Annotated in this window: 14 protein-coding genes, 1 tRNA gene and 1 pseudogene; 10 read left to right on the forward strand and 6 right to left on the reverse strand. The window is 72.2% G+C overall.

All coding sequences use genetic code 11. From position 1 onward, the window contains the following. Positions 1-41 precede the first annotated feature (41 nt). Both ACIA3K_RS24525 and ACIA3K_RS24530 read right to left on the reverse strand, forming a co-directional pair. Positions 42-1352 carry a multicopper oxidase family protein gene (locus tag ACIA3K_RS24525; RefSeq protein ID WP_396804050.1) on the reverse strand — a complete coding sequence of 437 codons (1311 nt, stop codon included), beginning with the start codon at positions 1350-1352 and terminating at the stop codon, positions 42-44. 310 nt (positions 1353-1662) lie between these two features. Continuing rightward, positions 1663-2610 (reverse strand): hypothetical protein, encoded by a 948-nt coding sequence (locus tag ACIA3K_RS24530; protein ID WP_396804051.1) that lies wholly within the window; start codon positions 2608-2610, stop codon positions 1663-1665. Between the two features lie 309 nt (positions 2611-2919). Here ACIA3K_RS24530 and ACIA3K_RS24535 point away from each other — a divergent pair, with 309 nt between their 5' ends. Beyond that, on the forward strand, positions 2920-3498 hold the full coding sequence (locus ACIA3K_RS24535) for a carboxymuconolactone decarboxylase family protein (RefSeq protein WP_396804052.1): 579 nt from the start codon (positions 2920-2922) through the stop codon (positions 3496-3498). A 182-nt stretch (positions 3499-3680) separates the two neighbouring features. After that, positions 3681-3843: pseudogene (locus ACIA3K_RS24540) on the forward strand (IS5/IS1182 family transposase); the annotation flags it as partial. 101 nt (positions 3844-3944) lie between these two features. Here the strand turns inward: ACIA3K_RS24540 and ACIA3K_RS24545 are convergent. Beyond that, on the reverse strand, positions 3945-4559 hold the full coding sequence (locus tag ACIA3K_RS24545; RefSeq protein ID WP_396804053.1) for a hypothetical protein: 615 nt from the start codon (positions 4557-4559) through the stop codon (positions 3945-3947). A gap of 815 nt (positions 4560-5374) precedes the next feature. Then, a tRNA-Leu gene (locus tag ACIA3K_RS24550) sits at positions 5375-5458 on the reverse strand. Between the two features lie 208 nt (positions 5459-5666). Between ACIA3K_RS24550 and ACIA3K_RS24555 the strand changes: the two genes are divergently transcribed. From ACIA3K_RS24555 to ACIA3K_RS24590, 8 genes are all read left to right on the forward strand, one after another. Next, complete coding sequence (locus ACIA3K_RS24555; RefSeq protein ID WP_396804054.1) at positions 5667-8498, forward strand: tetratricopeptide repeat protein; 2832 nt, start codon at positions 5667-5669, stop codon at positions 8496-8498. A 200-nt stretch (positions 8499-8698) separates the two neighbouring features. Further along, complete coding sequence (locus ACIA3K_RS24560) at positions 8699-11326, forward strand: fibronectin type III domain-containing protein (protein ID WP_396804055.1); 2628 nt, start codon at positions 8699-8701, stop codon at positions 11324-11326. A 27-nt stretch (positions 11327-11353) separates the two neighbouring features. Continuing rightward, positions 11354-12349, forward strand: a complete 996-nt coding sequence (locus ACIA3K_RS24565) for an AAA family ATPase (protein WP_396804056.1) — start codon at positions 11354-11356, stop codon at positions 12347-12349. 14 nt (positions 12350-12363) lie between these two features. Then, positions 12364-13518, forward strand: a complete 1155-nt coding sequence (locus ACIA3K_RS24570) for a DUF58 domain-containing protein (protein WP_396804057.1) — start codon at positions 12364-12366, stop codon at positions 13516-13518. After that, positions 13494-15875, forward strand: coding sequence for a transglutaminaseTgpA domain-containing protein (locus tag ACIA3K_RS24575; RefSeq protein ID WP_396804058.1), 2382 nt, complete (start codon positions 13494-13496; stop codon positions 15873-15875). Before ACIA3K_RS24570 ends, ACIA3K_RS24575 begins: the two co-directional genes overlap by 25 nt. Positions 15876-15951: 76 nt before the next feature. Next, on the forward strand, positions 15952-16749 hold the full coding sequence (locus ACIA3K_RS24580; RefSeq protein ID WP_396804059.1) for an ABC transporter ATP-binding protein: 798 nt from the start codon (positions 15952-15954) through the stop codon (positions 16747-16749). Then, positions 16746-17507, forward strand: a complete 762-nt coding sequence (locus tag ACIA3K_RS24585; protein ID WP_396804060.1) for an ABC transporter permease — start codon at positions 16746-16748, stop codon at positions 17505-17507. The genes ACIA3K_RS24580 and ACIA3K_RS24585 overlap by 4 nt, the downstream gene beginning before the upstream one ends. 34 nt (positions 17508-17541) lie before the next feature. Then, positions 17542-18315 (forward strand): MerR family transcriptional regulator, encoded by a 774-nt coding sequence (locus ACIA3K_RS24590; protein WP_396804061.1) that lies wholly within the window; start codon positions 17542-17544, stop codon positions 18313-18315. Positions 18316-18330: 15 nt separating this feature from the next. On the opposite strand, the gene ACIA3K_RS24595 is transcribed toward ACIA3K_RS24590, so the two are convergent. After that, entirely contained in the window at positions 18331-19122 is a 792-nt protein-coding gene (locus ACIA3K_RS24595; protein ID WP_396804062.1) for an SDR family oxidoreductase, read from the reverse strand. Then, positions 19119-20102, reverse strand: a complete 984-nt coding sequence (locus tag ACIA3K_RS24600) for an LLM class F420-dependent oxidoreductase (protein ID WP_396804063.1) — start codon at positions 20100-20102, stop codon at positions 19119-19121. Before ACIA3K_RS24600 ends, ACIA3K_RS24595 begins: the two co-directional genes overlap by 4 nt. Positions 20103-20184 lie beyond the last annotated feature (82 nt).

Raw genomic sequence — 20184 nt, forward strand, 5'->3', positions numbered from 1 at the left:
GAGCCGGCCCCCCTCGGCGGGGGGCCGGCTCCCGCGCCGTCTCAGGGCACGATCTCGAGCTGCGCCATCATGCCGAGCTGTGAGTGCTCCAGGAAGTGGCAGTGGTACACGTACCGCCCGACGTAGTCGTTGAACGTGACCTGGATCCGCGCGGACCCGCCGACCGGCAGGTAGATCGTGTCCTTGCGGCCAGCGTCGTCCAGGGAGGGCGGGCCGCCGTCCCGCTCCAGCACCCGGAACTGCTCCAGGTGCAGGTGGAACGTGTGGCTGATCATCATCGGGTCAGCCGCGACGACCGTCCAGATCTCCGTCGTGCCCCGCTTGACCTGGAAGTCCACCCGGTTCGGGTCGAACGGCTGGCCGTTCACGAGCGCCACCGGCGCGGTCGGGTTCGACAGGTCGAAGTTCATCGACACGTTCCGGAACACCGTCGCGGGCGGAAGCGCCGGCAGCGGGCGCAGGGTGCTGGGGACGGTGCTGGTGTCCTCAGCGGTCCGAACCACGTCGAAACGCACGAGCGGGTTGTCGCCGTCGGCGAGCACCAGCTGGCTACCCAACGGGTACCGGGAGAAGTCGACGACCACCTCGGCCCGCTCGGCGGAACCCAGCACCAGCTCGGTCCGCGGCACCGGGGCTGGCAGCAGGCCGCCGTCGGAAGCGATCTGAAGCATCTGCGCCCCGCCCAGGTTCAGCCGGAACACCGCCTCACCGGCCGCGTTGAGCAGCCGGAACCGGTACTTCCGGGCGGCCACCGGCAGGTACGGCTGGGGACGCCCGTTGGCCAGCAACGTCGTGCGCGTGCTCGGGTTGAGGGAGAAGACGAGCCGACCCTCGGCGTCGAACTCGGCGTTCCGAATCATGATCGGGATGTCGTAGGACCCGCGGGGCAGGCCGAGGTGCGACTCCGCCGGATCGTCGATCAGGTAGAACCCGTGCAGGCCCCGGTAGACGTGCTCCGCCTCGGTGTGGTGGCTGTGGTCGTGGTACCAGAGCGTGGCGCCCTGCTGGCCGTTCGGGTATTCGTACAGCCGGGAGCCGCCCGGCGCGATCACGTCCATCGGATGCCCGTCGCTGGACGCGGCCACGTGACCGCCGTGCAGGTGCACGTTGGCCGCCACGTCGAGCCGGTTGTCGATCCACACCAGCGCCCGCCGGCCGCTCCGGGCCCGAATGGTCGGGCCGACGAAGGTGCCGCCGAAGGTCAGCGCCGGTGTCCGTACGCCCGGCAGGATCTCGACGTCCGCGTGCTTCATCGCGAGCCGGTAGACGTCCACCCCACCCACGTTGGAGATCGGCGCGAGGACCGCCGGCACCGGCATCCGCACCGAGAACGGCGGTACCGTGCTGCGCACGCCGGCGGTGGACGCCGGCAGACCGTGGTGGTGCCCGGCCCCCTGAGGAGGCCCGCTGGCACCCTCCCTACGCGCCGCGGCAACCCCGGTGGGCAGCAGTACCGCCCCACCGAGGACGCCCCCTAGTGCCATCAATTGTCGTCGTTTCAGCATTCCGCTCCGATCCCCGCATGGTCACCGACGGCCACAGCGTCGCATCGACGACGGCCGTGGTCTTCTTCTGTCATGCGATTCCGCGACGGAGCGCGGCGACCGTCATGGAGCGCGGCGCCCGGCACGGCGAACGGCGGCGGGCCGGGCCGGCTGGTGGCTACTGGTTGTACGGCATCGTCGGGAACCAGCCGTAGCCGAACATCGCCGGCAGCCGGACGTCCCAGTAGACGACCGTGAAGACCCCGAGAGCCAGCAGAAGAGCACCGGTGACGGCCACCGCACGGGACGGGCGGGCCGCGAGCCAGCCGACGAAACGGCCACGGGTCAGCACGATCAGCAACGCGAACAGCAGGGCGATGATGGCGATGTTACCCAGCGACTGGAGGACGAACGCCCCCGCGCCGTAGAGCGGGTTTCCGGTGTCGACGGCCCACTGGAAGAGCTTGTGGAACAGCGGGTAGGGACGGCCGATCAGGAACCCGCCGACCAACGCGCCGAGAGTCACCACCCGCCACGCCGGCCGGCGCGCGAAGGGGTCGGGCAGCACGCCGAGCGCGGCGAGCCCGAGGTACACGAACGCCAGGCCGACCAGCCCGAACACGACCGACGACTGGAGCAGTCGCACCGGCATGCCGCCCGCCGTCGCGGTGGACAACTGCGGCAGTGCGCCGCCGATCAGGACGCCCACGAAGCCGTAGATCGCCGACACCACCACCATGCCGAGCGCCAGCAGCCCGATGGGGCGCAGCAGCGTCGCCAGGGCGGCGCGCGATCCGGGTCCGCCGACGGTGCCGGCGCTGGCGTGGCCCATCGGGCCGATCGACGCGACCATGGCGATGTTGCAGGCGGTGAACGTGCCGGCGAACCCGGACACGAAGGCGAACAGCATGCCGGCTGCCACCCCGTCGATGGCGGTCGCCTTCGCGTCGTGTCCGAGCATCGTGTTGGCCACGTTGTCGCCGATCACATGGTCAACGAACTCGTACGACCACAGGACCGCCAGCAGCACCCCGCCGAGCACGCTGGCGGAGATGAGCGGCCAGCGGCGGATCCCGGGACGCGCAGCGGAGCCGATGGCCGGGGCCGGTACTCCAGTGGTCACCATGGCAAACCTTCTTCCGTGCGGAAATCGGGACAGGTCGATTCTTGCGATGGTTGGCCGACCGGATGTGTTCCAGATTGCGCTTTCTGCGGTCGTACTGATCACCCCGTCGCCGCACGCCGTTCGTCAAGTTCAGGCACGATCCGCGCTGCGTCGGGGCCGCCGCGAAGAGCACGAGCGAAGACGCACAACAGACGGTCGGTATGGGATCGTGGCCGCGCGGCGTCCGCTCACGCCGCCCCGCCCCGATCGTGGTCGATGGCAGAGGCGTGATCTGGTCGGGCCGAGCTCACGGCTGGAGGGCATGACACGATGGCGTACATCGATCTAGGGGTCGACGAAAAGGAGTTCCCCGGCATCACCGGTCCGATGCGTTACCGTCCGGAAACGGCGAAGCCGCTCAACGAGCTGGCCGAGGTGTTGCTGCGCGCCCCTCACTCGCTCCCGGCCGGGGAGCGGGAGCTTATCGCCGCGTACGTTTCCGGTCGCAATGACTGCAACTTCTGCTGTGCGTCGCACTCGGCTTTCGCCGCCGCGCAGCTCGACGAGGGCATGGCCCTCGTCGATCAGGTACGCGCGGACCTCGACACCGCGCCAATCTCGGCGAAGCTGCGGGCGCTGCTGCGCATCGCCGGCGCGGTCCAGATCAGCGGTCGCAGCGTCACCACCGAGCTCGTCGCCGACGCCCGCGCGGAGGGCGCCACCGACCTGGAAATCCACGACACCGTCCTGATCGCCGCCGCCTTCTGCATGTTCAACCGGTACGTCGACGGGCTCGGCACTTTCGCGCCCGCCGGTCAGGACGCCTACGCCGAGTCGGTGCGTCGAATCATCGAGGTTGGCTACGAATCGGCGGTTCCCCTGCAACCGACGACCGCCCCGGCCAACTGAGCACGAACAAGGAAGACCAGATCCAGGTGTTCTGCCCACGGAAGTTGGTGACCGGGCTGAGATCTTGGAATGGGTGCGGGCCTCTGGGTGAGGTGGAGCTTGTCGAAGGTTCCGCATCACCCGGGAGGTCCTCGTGCCTCACGCCGGTGCGTCCAGCTGAAGTCCCTGTCAAGGGCAGTGCCCGTGGATGGGTCGTCGAACGCACCATCGGCTGGCTCATGCACCACCGCCGACTCGTGCGCGACTACGAAACCCGCCCTGACAACTCCGCCAGCATGATCACCCCTCGCCATGACCGACAACCCGGCCAAACGCCTCACCCTCGAAACCACCCGAACCTGGCGAGAACCCCTACAACCACAACACACAAATACGTGCGTCAGACGTCCTCTTAGATGCTGCGCTGGAGCTAAGCCTTTCCTGCGCCAACGCGCTGAGAACCATGATCAGTAGGCTGAGACGGGCATCGCGAAGTCGTACCCCGCCGAAGTGTGGCCATAAATATAGTCGAATGGACAGAGGCCCTTTTGTGCGTAGCCATCGAAAAACAGCGCGGAACATTTGAAGCAGAACCGCCACCGGTTCTGCCACCCTGACGGCTGGCCGACGTCGTGTGTCAGTAGGAACTGCCGAGGAGGATAGGGAGAATACGGGTTGAGCCACTGATGATCTCCGCCCGGCCACAGCGGGCATCTCTTCGTCGCACTCGGCCCCCAATAGAGCGCAGAGCATCGGTAGCAGTGCCGCCAGTTGGCCTGAACATTGGAACTTTCGCCTACGCCGGGCTGACTGTCGTTGTACGTCAGCCGGAAGGTCCAGCCGGCAGGCTGATGTGTGCCGCTGTTTTGCGGGCAGCGACTTTCGTTGACGGTGATGTCAAACAGGAACAGCTCGAAGCAGTTGACGCAGAATCGCCATCCGTCCGACGTCCACCGGGGTTCCGCAGCTACCGGTGCTGGCGACAACAAAGATCCGCCAGCTGCCGCCGACAGGCCGAGCAAGATTCCGCCTGCAAGAATAGATCGACGGGATGAGCGTTTGACGTTGAACGCCTTGTTCATGGCTCCCCCAACAGTCTCACCAGCATCGGGGCAAATCTAGCAGCAACGTCGATCGCTGTAAATTACTCAGATTTCTGTCACGATGATCGGTTGCGTTTCCGCTGACGTTCTGTTGGCCTTCCACAGGGAGAGCGCGCTCACCACGGCGGCGGCGAGATCGGGTCGGTCGCCCTCATCGCGCCGAGCCGGTAAGCACTCCGGACGCAGTCCGCGCGTGATGCGGTCCCGGCGGTCCTGCTCGTGGCTGCCCCGGGTACGACGCCGGAGCGGTCATCCGCCTCGTGCGTCAAGCCGCCGGTCTGACCCGGTGATGCTTTATGACCTGCTGATGATCACGCCATCGATTACCTCGGAGGGGCTGTGTCGCCTAACCCGGACGATGGGCGCTACCACCGGAAGCACGACCTGATCCAGCACCGCGGTGCGGCCCGGCAGGATCGCACCTGGCGGGATCGTCTCGCGTCTTGGGCGAATCGCCGCGGCCGGTCGGTCAGGGGCCGTTCTGCCGGCGGCGGCATCGATCGAGCAGACAGGTGCAGTAACAGCCGAGCTGGACGCACAGGATCCGGTCGCCAGCACCCAACATCTCACCAACCGCCGACAGCAAGATCCTCTACCTCAGGGAAGACCACATCATCACCCGACTCGCCGACCATCCCCGCCTTGCCAGCGCCATCCAGAGCCACACGACCTGCTCACGCTCCCGCGCAGCAGGAAGATCACCATCGTCTGCGACCAGGAACACTGCACACCAACCATAGAAAAATCCGCGCAGGTCAACCTGCGCGGATCATGATCAATATGTGGTGATGATGTGTCCGAGGGGGGACTTGAACCCCCACGCCCTATACGGGCACTAGCACCTCAAGCTAGCGCGTCTGCCATTCCGCCACCCGGACTTGCTCGTTCAGCCTACCTCGCCGACCCAGATGATCTTGCATCCGAAGGCCGGCCCAGCGGGCCGCACGGGGAGTTACTGTACACGGCACCCGTGGATCATGCACATCACCCTCCCGTCGCTGCTCACACCGCCACCCAGGGTCACGAGAGTTGGCGTGAGCGCGACCCCGGCTAGCGTCGGCGGCCCTGTGACGGCAGCATTGCCCTGTGTCCCATCCCTCTCCTCTGGCCGCCGTACAGCAAAGGGCCCTCGCACTGCGCGCGGCGGGCGACCACGACGCCGCCCGGACGTTGCTCGCGGACGCCGTCGGATCCGCCCGTCCGCCGTACGGCGAGGACCATCCCGAGACGCTGCACACCGCTCACCTGTTGGCCCGCCTGCACCGCGAGGCCGACGACCCGCTCGCCGCCCGCCGGGTGCTCGAGGAGGCCTTCGCGGCGGGTGAGCGGCGCTGGGACCATTCCGAACCGACGATGCTCGCGCTCGCCTTCGAGCTCGCGGAGGTCGCCGAGGAGTTGGGTAACCGGCACGAGGCCCGCCGCAACTACACCCGGGTCGCCAGCGCCGGGCCCGCGGCGCTCGGGGAGAACCACCCGGTCGTACGCGCCGCCCGTGACTACCTCGGCGAGGGCAGCCCCGCCGCGGAGCAGACGTACGTGGGGCCGCCGACCTCCGCCACCTCGACCGACTCGGGGGCCCGGTCGGCACTCTCCGGCCCGACGCTGTCTCTGGCGACCCTGGCCGCGATGCGGCCGACAACGGACGGTCCGCCACCGCCCGCGTCGCCCTGGGCGCCGCAGCCTTCGCCGACCCCTGCCGGTCCGACGCGGCCCGCGTCGGCCGTCCCCCCGGTGCCGGCCGCACCGCCGATGCCCCGCCAGCGGGTCGAGCAGCAGGCGGTCGCACCCCGGCCACCGGCCGGCCCACCACCTGGGTTAGCCGCCCGGCCCACGCCACACCCACGGCAGCAGCCTCCACCCGCGCCGCCGCGCCAGCGCACGAACGACGCGCCTTCCCGCCCCGCCTCCGGCGGGTCGCAGACACCGCCCACGGCCGGACCGCCCGCCACCGCGCAGCGGCCCACCGCGCCGACCTCCGCCGGTCCGCACCCCAGCCCCGCGCCAGCGCCGCGGTGGGATGACCCCACGATTCAGGTACGGCAGATCGAGCCCCTGCTGGCCGAGGAGGCGGCTCGTCTCGCGGCGGCAGGGGCGAGTGGCGCGGCCGGCACGGCAGCGGGTTCGACCCCGTCCGGAGCGATCCCGACGACTAACAGTCCGGCGGGCACGCCCCCGCACCACGCACTCGGCGGAACGCCCGCCGCACCGCCGCGGCCGGTGTCCGGACCTCCCCTGCCCTCGGCGCCGGCCTCTGGACCAGCCGGCCGTCCGATGTCCGCTCCGCCCGGGTACGACCACCCCGTCTCCGGGCCGCCCGCCCGGCCCCAACCGGTAGTCGGGCCGCCCGCCAACCCGGTGTCCGGACCACCCGGCCACGCCTATCCCGTGTCCGGTCCCCCGGCGCAGGCGTTCCCGACGTCCGCGCCGCCCTACCCCGTGTCCGGGCCGCCAGCCCAGACGTTCCCGCCGCCCTACCCCGTGTCCGGTCCACCAGCCCAGTCGATCCCGACGTCCGCACCGCCGCACCCCGTGTCCAGCCCGCCAGCCCAGACGTTCCCGACGTCCGCACCGCCCTACCCCGTGTCCGGGCCGCCAGCCCAGGCATCCCCGACGTCCGCGCCCCCAGCCCAGGCGTTCCCGACGTCCGCGCCGCCGCACCCCGTGTCCGGGCCGCCAGCCCAGGCATTCCCGACGTCCGCACCGCCCTACCCCGCCTCCGGCCCACCGGCCTCGGCGTTCCCGGTCTCCGGGCCGCCCGGTTTCCCCGTATCGGCACCACCTGGGCAGAGCCAGCCGGTGTCGGCGCCTCCGGTGAGCGCGCCGCCGTGGGGACTGACCGCGCCGCCGTGGAGCAGCAGCGCACCTCCGCAACCGCTACCCCCGTCAAGTGCCGTCGCCCCCGGATCGGCGGACGTCCGGCCCACACCGGCCGCCGAGGGCACGCCGCGCTCACCGGGCACCGGGGACGGCCAGGCGGGCGTGCCCGAGCGGCCCGTTCCGGGCAACCGAGGCACGGAAGCGCTGTCGGCCGGACCCGGCGAAGCGTCAGGTTTCGCGTCCGCGTCGACGGAGGTGTTCCCGGCCGTCGGGCCGTCGGCCCCTCAGCTGGGCAGGCCCGACGCCGGAGATCTGGCGACCCCACCCGACTGGGCACCAAACCTCGAACCGGCGCCGACGACGCCTGTCGCCCCGATCCCGACCGAGCACAGCGGACCGGGATCCGTCCCGGGTGGACACGGCGGCCCGACGCACCTCACCGGCGGGCATGGCGGCTCGGCGTCGACTCCGGTGGACGATCTGGTGCCGGGCCTGGCCGCGCCCTACGGCCCGCCGGTCCCGCACGCCTACCCGGCCACCGAGCAGTACCCGGCCGGCCAACGGTACCCGGCGCAGCACGTCCCGGCCAGCCACGAGGTGTACCCGGGGCAGTACTACCCGCAGGAGGCGTACGCGCCGTCGTACCCCGATGGGACTGGCTCGACGGGCCGCAACCGGGCGACGGTGATCGGCGCGGCGGTGGCCGCCGGGGTTGCCCTGGTGGCGGTCGCGGGCCTGGGCGCGGTGGTGTTGAGCCGTGAGGACGTGCCGCCGCCGTCCGGGACACCGGTGACGGTGGCACCGGCGACGACCGGTCCCCCTCCCGGCGACCTGAAGCTGCGCGACGACGCGGTGACGATCACGCTGAGCTGGACGGATCCGTCCGGGGGCACGGTGCCGTTCATGGTCGCGGGTGGGCGGGCCGGGTCGGCGCTCGGCGTGATGGCGACAGTGGAGCCGGGGCGGACCCGCCACACGGTCAACGGGCTCAGCTCCCGGGTGGACTACTGCTTCACGGTGCTGGCCGTCTACTCGACCGACAGCTTCGCCACCTCGGGTCAGGTGTGCACGGATCGTGAGCGGTCGACACCGCCGAGCTGAGCACGCACCGGCGAGCTGGTCATCGTCGGATTGACGATTGTGGAGCTGAGCTGGGCGTCCGCCGCGCACGCTCGGTATCCACAGGGGTGACGGTGCGGGTTCCCCCGTTCCCGGCCGGGCCATATGATGGCACCCGGCTCAGGGGAGGGGTCGCCGCGAGGCGTACGCCACCTGCCACGACTCAGGGAAGGCAGCCGGCTGTGGCCAGCATCGACGACGCCGAGCGGACCGACGCCCCCCGTTCCCGGTCCCGACTGCGAGGCGGGCTCGTGACGGTGGGCACGGTCACCGCGCTGCTGGCCGCCATGGGGCTGACCGTCCTGGGGTTGGGCGCGGCGGACAACGCGGTGGCCAACTACGACGCGAGTTCCTGGCTGTGGAGCGGGGTGCGCAGCGAGCTGGCCCGGGTCAACGGGGTGACGGCCCGGGTGGACACCCGCACCGAGATTCCGGGCGCCCGCCGGCACCCGATGCAGGTCGCCCAGACCGACCGGCTGCTGATCCTGCGGGACCTGCAGACCGGGCAGATCAGCTCACTGGACCTGGCCACGTTGCAGCTCACGGCGACCACGCCGACCACGCCCGGCCTGGGTGTGAGCGTCGCCCTGCACGAGGACGCGGCGTTCGTCGTCGACGCGGTGCAGGGCATCGTGCGGCAGCTCGACCCGCGCTCGTTGAGCCCGGTCGGTGAACCGGTGCGCTATCCGCCGGGCATCACCGGCGGCGCGTTCGACGGTGAGGGCCGGCTCTGGATCGCGGTGCCCAGCGAGGGCACGGTCTCGGCGGTCACCGCCGCGAAGCTGCCGTCCGCGCCGGCCTCGGCCGCGCCGGCCGGCGGAGGGCTCAGCCCGGAGCGGGTCGAGACGTACGACGTCGCCGACCCCAGCCACGATCTGGTGGTCTCCACCCTGGACGACGGGGTGGCGGTGCTGGACCGGACGGCCGGCCGGCTTCTGCGGGTACGGCGCGGCGAGGTGCGCCCGACGCCGTTGACGCTGCCCGGCCCTGCGGCGTTGCCGGCCCGCACGTCGGGGCCGCGGGTGCCGGTGACGGTGCCGGCCGAGCGGCGGGTGCTGGTGGTGGGTGACGTCGGCGAGGAGCGGACGTTCACGGTGCCGGGTAGCGGCGACCGGCTGAGCCCGGCGGTGGCGTGGGCCGATCGGTTCTACTGCGCCGACGAGGCCACCGGCACCATCTACTCCTTCGACGTGGGCGGCCAGTTGGTCGACACCATCAAGGGCAAGGCGACCGGACCGTTGGAGATGGAGGTCCGGGAGAACCACCTGTTCATCAACTCGCCCGACTCGGCGACGGCTCGGGTGGTGGACGACAAGCACCAGGTGCGCGAGGTCGACAAGTACGCCAACGACGTGTTGGGCGGTGACCCGCCGCCGGCGCCCCCGCCGCCGCCTCCGCCGAAGAAGCCCCGGGTGAGCAAGCCGAGCGCGCCGCGCAGCGTCACGGCCGCCGCCGGCAACGCCCAGGCCCGGGTGAGTTGGCGGCCGGCCGCCGCGAACGGCGCCGAGATCATCAAGTACGTCGTGCAGGGCGCCGGTCAGCGCCTGGAGGTGGGCGCCAACCAGCGCGCGGTCGAGGTGAAGGGGTTGACCAACGGCGAGACGTACCGGTTCGCGGTGCACGCCGTGAACGCCAAGGGTGACGGCCCGCCGCGCAGCAGCAACCCGGTCACCCCGACCGCCGCGGTGCCCGATCCGCCGGCCAGCATCACGGCGCAGGAGCGGCCGGACGGCACGGTGGTGGTGAAGTGGCCGGCCGCGAACGCCCAGGGCAACAAGATCGCCAAGTACGCGGTGACGGCCACGTCGGCGGGGACGAACGCGCCGGCCGGCGAGTCGACCAAGACCGAGCTGGTGGTTCCGGCCGGTGAGCTGGAGTACGGGACCCAGTACGCGTTCACCGTCGTGGCGGTCAACGACAAGGGCGCCGGCTCGGCGGCCTCGCCGGTCAGCAACACGGTGGTGCCGTTCGCGGCGCCGGGTCGTCCGCTGGATCTGCAGGCCGGTACGGTCGCCGACCAGCCGGGCGCGGTCACGGTGCAGTGGTCGCCGGCCGAGGCGAACGGCCGGCCGGTGACGAAGTACCAGGTGGACGTCGGTGGCAAGACCAGCGAGGTGACCGAGACCCGCACCACCGTCACCGGTCTGGGCAACGGCCAGAACGTCACGGTGAAGGTGAAGGCGGTCAACGAGGCCGGGCCGGGCCCGGAGGCCACCGCCACGGCCCGCACGGTCGCGGCTCCCCGGGTGACGGTGACCGGCTCGTCGGCGACGGCGACGGGAGCGACCGTCACGTTCACCGTGGACGCGGGCGGCGGCAGGGCCACCTGCTCGCTGAGCACCTCGGGTGAGCCGGCGAAGGCCGGAGCCTGTTCCAGCATCACGATGACGGGCCTGACGCCGGGCACGGCGTACTCGTTCACGGTGACGGCGACCAACGCGGCCGGCAAGAACACCGCGACGAGGGCGCAGACGACCCAGCCGCTGTACGGGATCGCGACGTGCCGCAACGGCGCCTCAGGCCCGGAGGCGAGTTACTGCACGCGGGAGATCCCCGGCGAACGCAACGGCAACGAGATCTTCGAGGTTCCGCGGCAGGACAACGACCGCCAGGCAGGCTGGGTGGCAAACGGCACGCGGCTGCAGGCCTACTGCAAGAAGTCGGGCGAAGAGGTCTACGCCTACATCTACAACAAGGACAAGCGCAGCACCTGGTGGGTGCAGGTGGACTACAAGGGGAAGAACTACATTCCCTGGGCCTGGCTCAACCTGGAAGGCGGCGACAACATCAACGTCCTGCCCACCTGCTGAACCACCAGGCGAGGAGCACCACCGACCGTGAACACCCACGAGCCGCTCACCCAACCGGAGGTCCAGGGCTTCGCCGCCCTGGCCGCCCGGCTGGCCGAGAACGTCAACGCGGTGGTGCTCGGCAAGCCGCAGGTGGTCCGGCTGGCGCTGACGGCGCTGTTCGCTCAGGGGCACGTGCTGCTGGAGGACGTGCCGGGGGTCGGTAAGACGACCCTGGCACGGGCCATCGCCGCGACCGTGCAGGGTCAGTGGCGGCGCATCCAGTTCACCCCGGACCTGCTCCCGTCGGACGTGTCCGGCGTGACGATCTTCAACCAGGCGAGCAGGGAGTTCGAGTTCCACCCGGGGCCGGTGTTCGCCAACATCGTGATCGCCGACGAGATCAACCGGGCGTCGCCGAAGACGCAGTCGGCGCTGCTGGAGGTGATGGAGGAGCACACCGTCACCGTGGACGGGGTCCGACACCCGGTGCCGGCGCCGTTCCTGGTGGTCGCCACCCAGAACCCGGTGGAGATGGACGGCACGTACCGGCTGCCCGAGGCACAGCTCGACCGTTTCCTCGTGAAGCTGTCCGTCGGCTACCCGGACGAGGCGGTCGAGGTGGAGGTGCTGCGCGGCGCGACGGTCCGCTCCCCCGAGGCGCTCGCCCCGATCACCGACACGGCGACCGTCGGGGAGATGGTCCGGATGGCGCGCCGGGTGCACATCGCCGAGCCGCTGTACGCGTACGCGGTCCGGCTGGCCGCCGCGACCCGCACCCATCCGCAGGTACGCGTCGGGGTCAGCCCTCGGGGTGTGATCGCGTTGACGCGGGCGGCGTGCTCGTACGCGCTGATCGACGGGCGGGGCTGGATCATGCCGGAGGACCTCAAGGCGCTCGCCGAGCCGGTGTTCGCACACCGGCTGCTGCTGACCCCGGACGCGCAGGTGCGCGGGCTGACCGCAGCGGAGGTGCTGCGCCAGGCCATCGCGTCGGTGCCGGTGCCGCTGCCGTCGGGGCAGCCGGCCCCGGTGCAGGGCTGACCGGCAGCAGCGCCATGGGGATCACCGCCCGAGGGGTCGGGCTGCTCGTCGCCGCCGTCGTGTTGCTGGGGACCGGTTTCCGGTTCGCGTACCCCGAGTTGACGTTGCTGGGCGCGGCGGCCGGCGCGGCCGTCGGCTACGCGGCGCTGACGGCGGCCTGGCGGCCCCGGCTGGTGGTCGCGCGCCGGGCCGACCCGGACCGGGTGGCGCGCGGCGAGCCGGCGAGCATGACGCTGACGGTTCGCAACGCCGGCCGGCTGCGCTCGGCGAACCTGCTGGCCGAGGACCGCTGCGGGAGCCGCGCGGTGCCGGTGCCGCTGCTGCGGTTGCGTCCCGGTCGGGACACCGAGGTCCGGTACGACGTGCCGACCGACCGCCGTGGGGTGGTGGCGGTCGGTCCGCTGCGGGTGACCCGGCGGGACCCGCTGGGTCTGGTGGCGCTCGCCCGACCGTACGGGGAGACGGCACCGGTCTGGGTGCACCCTCGGATCCACCCGCTGTCGGCGGTGCCGACCGGTGCGGGGCGCAGCCTCGACGGCCGGGTGGACGGGGTGCCGCACGGGTCGATCACGTTCGACTCGCTGCGGGAGTACGTGGTCGGCGACGAGCTGCGGCGCGTGCACTGGCGCACGAGCGCCCGGGTCGGCGAGCTGATGGTGCGGGAGAACGTGGACACCAGCCTGCCCAGTTTGGTGGTCCTGCTGGACAATCGGTCGGCCGCGCATCCGCACCGCACGGGCGGGGTGGCGGAGTCGTTCGAGTCCGCGTGCGAGGCGGCGGCGTCGGTGGTCACCGCCGCGCACCGCGCGGACCTGCCGGTGCTGTTGCTGCTGGTCGGCCCGGAGTCGATCGAGGGCGGGCCGGCCGGGGTGGGTCCGCTGGACCGGCTCGCCGCCGCCGAACTGTCCGACTCCGACGACGCCCTGCGCGCCGTCACCACCCGGCTGCGTCAGGACCGGCTCGGCGACACGCTGATCTTCCTGACCGGCCCCGGTGGGCGGGACGGGTTGGGGCACGTCGGTGCGCTGCGCGGCGCGTACCCGTCGGTGGTGGTCGGGGTGTTCGGCGCGGCGGAGCCGACGCCGGCGGGTACGGGCGGCCTGGTGGTGGTCGACGCGGTGGACGGCGCGCAGTTCGCCGCCGAGTGGGACGGGGTACGCCGGTGGTGACGGGCATCGCGCCGCCGCGCGAGGCGCCGGAGGCGACGGCGGGCGGCGCGGGCGCGGCGGGGCGGGTGGTACGCGCGCTGCGGGCGGCCGTCGTACCGCTGACGCTCATCGCGCTCATCGCGCTCGCCGGGGTGGTGCTCGGCCGGGTGTACGCGGGCGACCTGCTGACCCGGCTGGTGATCGGCGCGGCCGTGGGTTCGGTGCTGGCCAGTGTGGCCGCCCGGCGGCTGCCGTCGTGGCTGGTGGCGCCGGTGTCGATGGCGGCGTTGGCCGGGTGGACACTGTGGTCGCTGCGCCTGGCCGCCGCCCGCGCCGACCTGCCGGGCAGCCTGCTGGACGTGAGCACGGACGCGGCGCGCAACGGCATTCCCCGCCTGCTCACCGCGATGATCCCGGTGGAGCCCACTCCGGACACGGTGCTGGTGCCGGTGGTGGCGGCCTGGCTCGCCGGTCTGGCCGGGGCGGAGGTGGCGTTGCGCACCGGCCGGGTGTTGCTCGGCTACCTGCCGGCGGCGGGGCTCTACGCGGCGGCGCTCTACGTGGTCGGCCCGAACGCCGAACCGGCGATCGGCGCGACGGTGGCGTTCGTCGCGGTCGCGGCGGTCGGGCTGGCCGCGCCGACCGGCGCGTCGCCGGCCGGCGGCGATCCGGCGGCCGGCCTCGCCCCCGGGGTACGGGCGGCCGTGCGACTTCGGCTGGCGGTGTCGGCGGCGCTCGGCGTCGTCCTGGTGATCGGGTTGGTGGCGCTGCTCGGCCCGGTGGTCGCCGCTCAGGTCGACGGGCGGCCGGTCGACCCGCGCCGTTACGTGGAGCCGCCGCAGGTCGAGACGCTCGACGAGAACCCGCTGATCCGGATCTCGGGGTGGGCGCTGCACCCGGAGCAGAAGCTCCTCGACGTGAGCACGTCGGGCCCCACCGCTGCGGCCGGCGACGCGGACGACCCGAAGGCGGCCGGGGTGCGGATCCGGCTGGCGGTGCTCAGTGACTACGACGGGATCACCTGGCGGGTCGGCGCGACGTACCGCAACGCGGGGCGGATCCTGCCGGCCACCGCGCCGGCCCGGGACAGCACGGTGCAGACCGTCCGGCAGCAGATCACCGTGGCGGAGCTGACCGGGCGGCTGCTTCCGGCCGTGGCGACGCCCCGCGAGGTCAGCGGCGCGCGGGTGGCGTACGACCCGGCGACGGGGACGCTGATCCGGCCGGAGGGGTTGACGCCGGGTCTGCGGTACGAGGTGACGTCGGTCCGGGAGCGCCCGGACAACAACCTGCTGGCGACCGCGAACGTGCCCGCCGGCGAGGAGGTGGCCCGGGTGCTGCGGGTCGCCGACGGTGTGCCGGATCCGCTGCGCCGGCTGGCGACCCAGCTCGCCGAGGAGAACGGCGCCCCGTACGAGCGGGCGGCGGCGATCGAGCAGTTCCTGGCCGAGCACTACCGGGTGGTGGCGGACGCGCCGAGCGGGCACGCGTACCCGAATCTGGCCTTCTTTCTCTTCGGCCCGCGCAACGGTGGCGGGCAGCGGGGAACGTCGGAGCAGTTCGCGGCGGCGTTCGCGGTGCTCGGCCGGCTCTCCGGGCTGCCGACGCGGGTGGTGGTCGGTTTCTCCTCCGGTGGTCAGGGGCCGGTGCGGGCGGGTGACGCGTACGCCTGGCCGGAGGTGCTGTTCGACGGGCTGGGGTGGGTGGCGTTCAACCCGCTGCCCCAACCGGAGAACGAGCCGCGGCCGGTGGAGGAGGACTTCCGCCCCACGCCCGAGGATCCGCCACCGTCGGAGGTGCCCGCGCCCACCGCGGAGCCGACCTCGTCGCCGGAGCCGGTGGCCGCTGGCGATGGGCCGCCGGCGCGCGATGGCGTGTCGACGCCGGTGCTGGTCGCGGGCGGCAGCGGGTCGCTGCTGCTGGTGGTGGGGGCGCTGCTGCTCACCCTGCTGGCGATGCGCCGCTCGCTGAGTCGCGGCCGGCTGGTCCGGGGTGATCCCGGCCAGCGCATCGCGGGCGCCTGGCGGGAGGTGACCGACGCGCTGCGGCTGGCCGGTCGGCCGGTCGGCGACGACCTGGCGGCCACCGAGGTGGCCGGACGCGCCCGGCAGGCTCTCACGGACGCCCGGGACCGGCACGCGAACGGTGCGCGGCCCGACGGGCAGCCGGCGACCGACCCGGCGGTGGACGAGTTGGCGACGCTGCTCAACCAGGTGGGGTTCGCCCCCGGCACCGCGACGGCCGACCAGGCGGCCCGCGCCGCCGAGGTGGCCACCGCCTACGTGACGACGTTGCGGGCGGCCCGTCCCTGGTGGCGTCGCCTGCTCTGGTCCGTCCACCCCGATCCCCTCCGCCGCGCCCGCCGGCCCCGGCGCTGATCAAGATTGTCGGCCTGAGGGAGACGGTCGGCAGCGCTTGACCTTGACGCAGCGTCAACCCTCCATGCTGCCTGCCATGACCATCACGTCAACAACGCCAGGGCTCCAGGAGCCGGCGATACAGGTACAGGGGCTGGAGAAGTCGTACAAGGAGCTGCGTGTGCTGCGCGGCGTCGACCTCACCGTCGCGCGGGGCAGCATCTTCGCGCTGCTCGGCTCGAACGGGGCGGGCAAGACCACCATGGTGAAGATCCTGGCGACACTGCTGCGGGCCGACGCCGGCACCGCCCGGGTCAACGGCTTCGACGTTGCGACCCGAGCCGCCGATGTCCGCGGGTCCATCAGCCTCACCGGGCAGTTCGCGGCGGTCGACGAGATCCTCACCGGGCGGGAGAACCTCAGGCTGGTCGCCCGGCTGCGGCACCTGCGCGACACCGGCGCGGTCGCCGACGACCTGCTGCGCCGCTTCTCGCTGACCGAGGCGGCCAACCGGAGGGTGGCGACGTACTCCGGTGGCATGCGCCGCCGTCTGGACATCGCGATGAGCCTCATCGGGAACCCGCCGGTCATCTTCCTCGACGAGCCGACCACCGGCCTCGATCCGCAGGCGCGCATCGAGGTGTGGCAGGCCGTCAAGGAACTCGCCGAGGGTGGCACGACCATCCTGCTCACCACCCAGCACCTCGACGAGGCCGAGCACCTCGCCGACCGGATCGCGATCCTGCACGAGGGCCGGATCGCCGTCGACGGCACCCTCGAGGAGCTGAAACGACTCCTCCCGCCCGCCGAGATCGAGTACGTCGAGAAGCAGCCGAGCCTGGAGGACGTCTTCCTCGCCCTCGTCGGCACCACCACAGAGAAGGACCACCGATGAACAGGCACTTCCTCGGCGACACCGCCGTCCTGCTGGGACGTTCGCTGCGGCACATCGGCCGCAGCCCGGACACCATCATCACCACGGCCGTCATGCCGATCGCGTTCCTGCTGCTGTTCGTGTACGTCTTCGGCGGCGCGATCGAGACCGGCACCGACTCGTACGTGAACTACCTGCTGCCCGGCATCCTGCTCATCACGATCGCCTCGGGCATCTCGTACACGGCGTACCGGCTCTTCCTGGACCTCCAGGGCGGCATCTTCGAGCGCTTCCAGTCCATGCCGATCGCGCGCTCGTCGGTCCTGTGGGCACACGTGCTCACCTCGCTGGTCGCCAACATGATCTCGGTCGTGGTGGTCGTCGGCGTCGCCCTCGTCATGGGCTTCCGCTCGGGCGCCGGGGTGCTGGCGTGGCTCGCGGTCGCCGGCATCCTGCTGCTGTTCACCCTGGCGTTGACCTGGATCGCCGTGGTCCCCGGCCTCACCGCGAAGTCCGTGGACGGCGCGAGCGCGTTCTCCTACCCACTGGTGTTCCTGCCGTTCGTCAGCTCGGCCTTCGTGCCCACCGACACCATGCCGGGGCCGGTTCGCGCCTTCGCCGAGCACCAGCCGGTGACCTCCATCGTCAACGCGATCCGGCGTCTGTTCACCGAGCAGCCGGTGGGCACCGACATCTGGGTCGCCCTCGCCTGGTGCGTCGGCATCCTCGTGGCGGCCTACGTGTTCGCCGTCGTCACCTATCGTCGCCGGATCTCCTGAGACGGTTCGGACCGAGGGCGGGCAGGATCAGAGCATGCTGACGATCGGTCAACTGGCCGCGTACGCGGGCGTGACGACACGGGCGGTGCGGCACTACCACCAGGTAGGGCTGCTGCCCGAGCCGGAACGGGACGCCTCGGGTTACCGGCGGTACGGCGCCAGGGCAGTGGTGTCGCTGATCAAGATCCGTACCCTCGCCAACGCCGGGGTGCCGCTGTCGCAGATCGCTCGGATGCTCGAAGCCGACGCGTCGACCTTCGCGGAATCGGTGCGGCGGATCGACAACCACCTGCTCGACGAGATCGCCCGACTGAAGACCAGCCGTCAGCAGATCGCGCGGCTCACGGCGGGTGACAGCCTCGTGCTCGCACCGCAGGTGGCTGCCTACCTCGATCGGCTGCGGGACATCGGGGCGTCGCCGCGGATGGTGGAGGCCGAACGGGACGGCTGGATCCTGGTCGCGGCCCGCTGGCCTGATCTCGTCGTCGAGTGGATGCCCTTCAAGCTGGCGCAGCTCGACGACCCGCGCGTCGTCCGGCTGTACCGGGTCCTTTCGGAGATCTTCGAGAGCGACACGGGCGGGGACGCGCTGCTGGAGGAGGCCGCCGACATCATGGCCGCCCTCGCCGAGGAGGCCTACGGTTCCGGCGAGGTCCTCGACGATGGCATGCAGGGCGATCTGCCGGACCTGCTGGACGCGCTCGCTGTCGAGACCGACCAGCGCGCGGAGCGACTGCGGGACCTGATGCGCCAGCGCGGCTGGTCCGGTTGGACTCGGCTGGAACGGCTGGCGGAGCCGCCCGGATGAGACGGCCGAGCCAGGTCAGGTGGTCAGGCGGCGGATGAGTTTGCGCATGCCGGCCTGCCAGCCGTCGGGGTCCTCGGCCCGACGGCGGGCGTAGTCGGCGACCTCCGGGTGCGGCAGGATCAGGAACCGCTCCTCGGCGAGCCCGGCGATCGCCGCGTCGGCGACCTGGTCCGGGGTGAGCAGCGCACCGGATGCGGTGATCACCCGGGCGCCGAGATGCCCCTCGGCGATCCCGTCGGCGAGCATCGGGGTGTCCACCCCCTGCGGGCAGAGGGCGCTGACCCGGATGCCCCGGTCCCGGTAGGTGATGGCCAGCCACTCGGCGAAGCCCACCGAGGCGTGTTTCGTGGCGGTGTACGCGGCGTCGCCCACCGCGGTCAGCACCCCCGCCGCGGAGCAGGTGTGCAGCAGGTGCCCGCCGCCGCGGGCGAGCATGCCGGGCAGCACGGCACGGGCCGAGTAGACGTGGGCGAGCACGTTGACCCGCCATGCCCGGTCCCAGCCCGCGTCGTCGACCTCCACTCCCCCGCCGGTGGTGACTCCGGCGTTGGCGCAGAACAGGTCGATGCGGCCGAACCGCCGTTCGGTGTCGTCGACGAGCGCCCGTACCTGGGCCTCGTCGGTGACGTCGACGGCGGCGGCGTGCGCCACCGGGCCGATGCCCTCGGCCACGGCGCGCGCGGCCTCGGCGTCCAGGTCGGCGACGACCACGGCGGCGGCGCCCTCGGCGGCGAAGCGGCGTGCGAGGGCCGCTCCGATGCCACCGGCCCCTCCGGTGACGACCACGATCCGGTCGGTCAGGTTCACGCGGACGCTCCCGCCGGCTCGGCGCCGAGTTGGGCGATGACTGTCGTCAGCGCGGCGACACCCCCGGCGGTCACCTCCGGGGTGGGCAGCAGCGCGAGGATCGGCACGTCGACGCCGGCTTCGGCGTAGCGCCGCGCCTGGGCCCGGCACCGCTCGGGTGAGCCGTGCAGCACCAGGGCGTCGACCACCTCGTCGGGCACGGCCGCGCTGGCCGCGCGGCGGTCGCCGGCCGCCCACGCCTCCCACATCGGCCCGAGCGTTTCGCCGCGGCCGAGCCACCGGTGGAACTCGGCGTACGCCGGGACCGTCAGGTAGCTGGTGATCAGCCGGCGGCCGAGGGTACGGGCGTATGCGGCGTCCTCGGTCGGGCAGACGAAGATCCGCGCGGCGACCTCGAAGCCGGCCCGGCGCTCGCCCAGCTCGGCGAGGGTTCGCGGTACGTCGTCGGCGCTGAGCCAGTTGAGGATGACTCCGTCGGCCTCGGCGCCGGCCAGCCGGAGCATCCCCGGGCGCAGCGCGGCGAGCAGGATCGGCGGCGGGGCCGTGGGCGGGCGTTCGAGGGTGAACCGGCGCACGGTGAAGGTGTCGTAGACCTCGTCCACCGTCTCACCGCGCAGGGCGGCCCGCAGGAACCGCAGCACGTCGCGGGTACGCCGGAACGGCTCGTCGAACCGCGCCGCGTTCCAGTCCCGCACCAGCACCGGGGAGGACGCGCCGATGCCGAGCGCGAACCGGCCCGGCGCCGCCTCGGCCAGCGCCGCCGCGCTCATCGCGAGCAGCCCGGGCCCGCGGGTGAAGACCGGGGTGATCGCGGTGCCCAGCCGTAGCTGCGGCTGCCACGCCGCGGCGAGGGCCAGCGGGGTGAACGCGTCGGTCCCGGCGACCTCGGACGACCACACGTCGGTGAACCCGGATCGCTCGAGGGTCGCGTAGACCCCCTGGTGCTCGGTCAGCGGAACCCCGCCCAACGGCACTGTCATGCCCCATCGATTCGTCACCGATCGATCCTGCCTGGTGACGGCGCCGCTGAGCAAGATCCCCTTAGTGGGCCTAATCGCCGGT

The organism is Micromonospora sp. NPDC051543, assembly GCF_044454415.1.
Lineage (GTDB): Bacteria > Actinomycetota > Actinomycetes > Mycobacteriales > Micromonosporaceae > Micromonospora.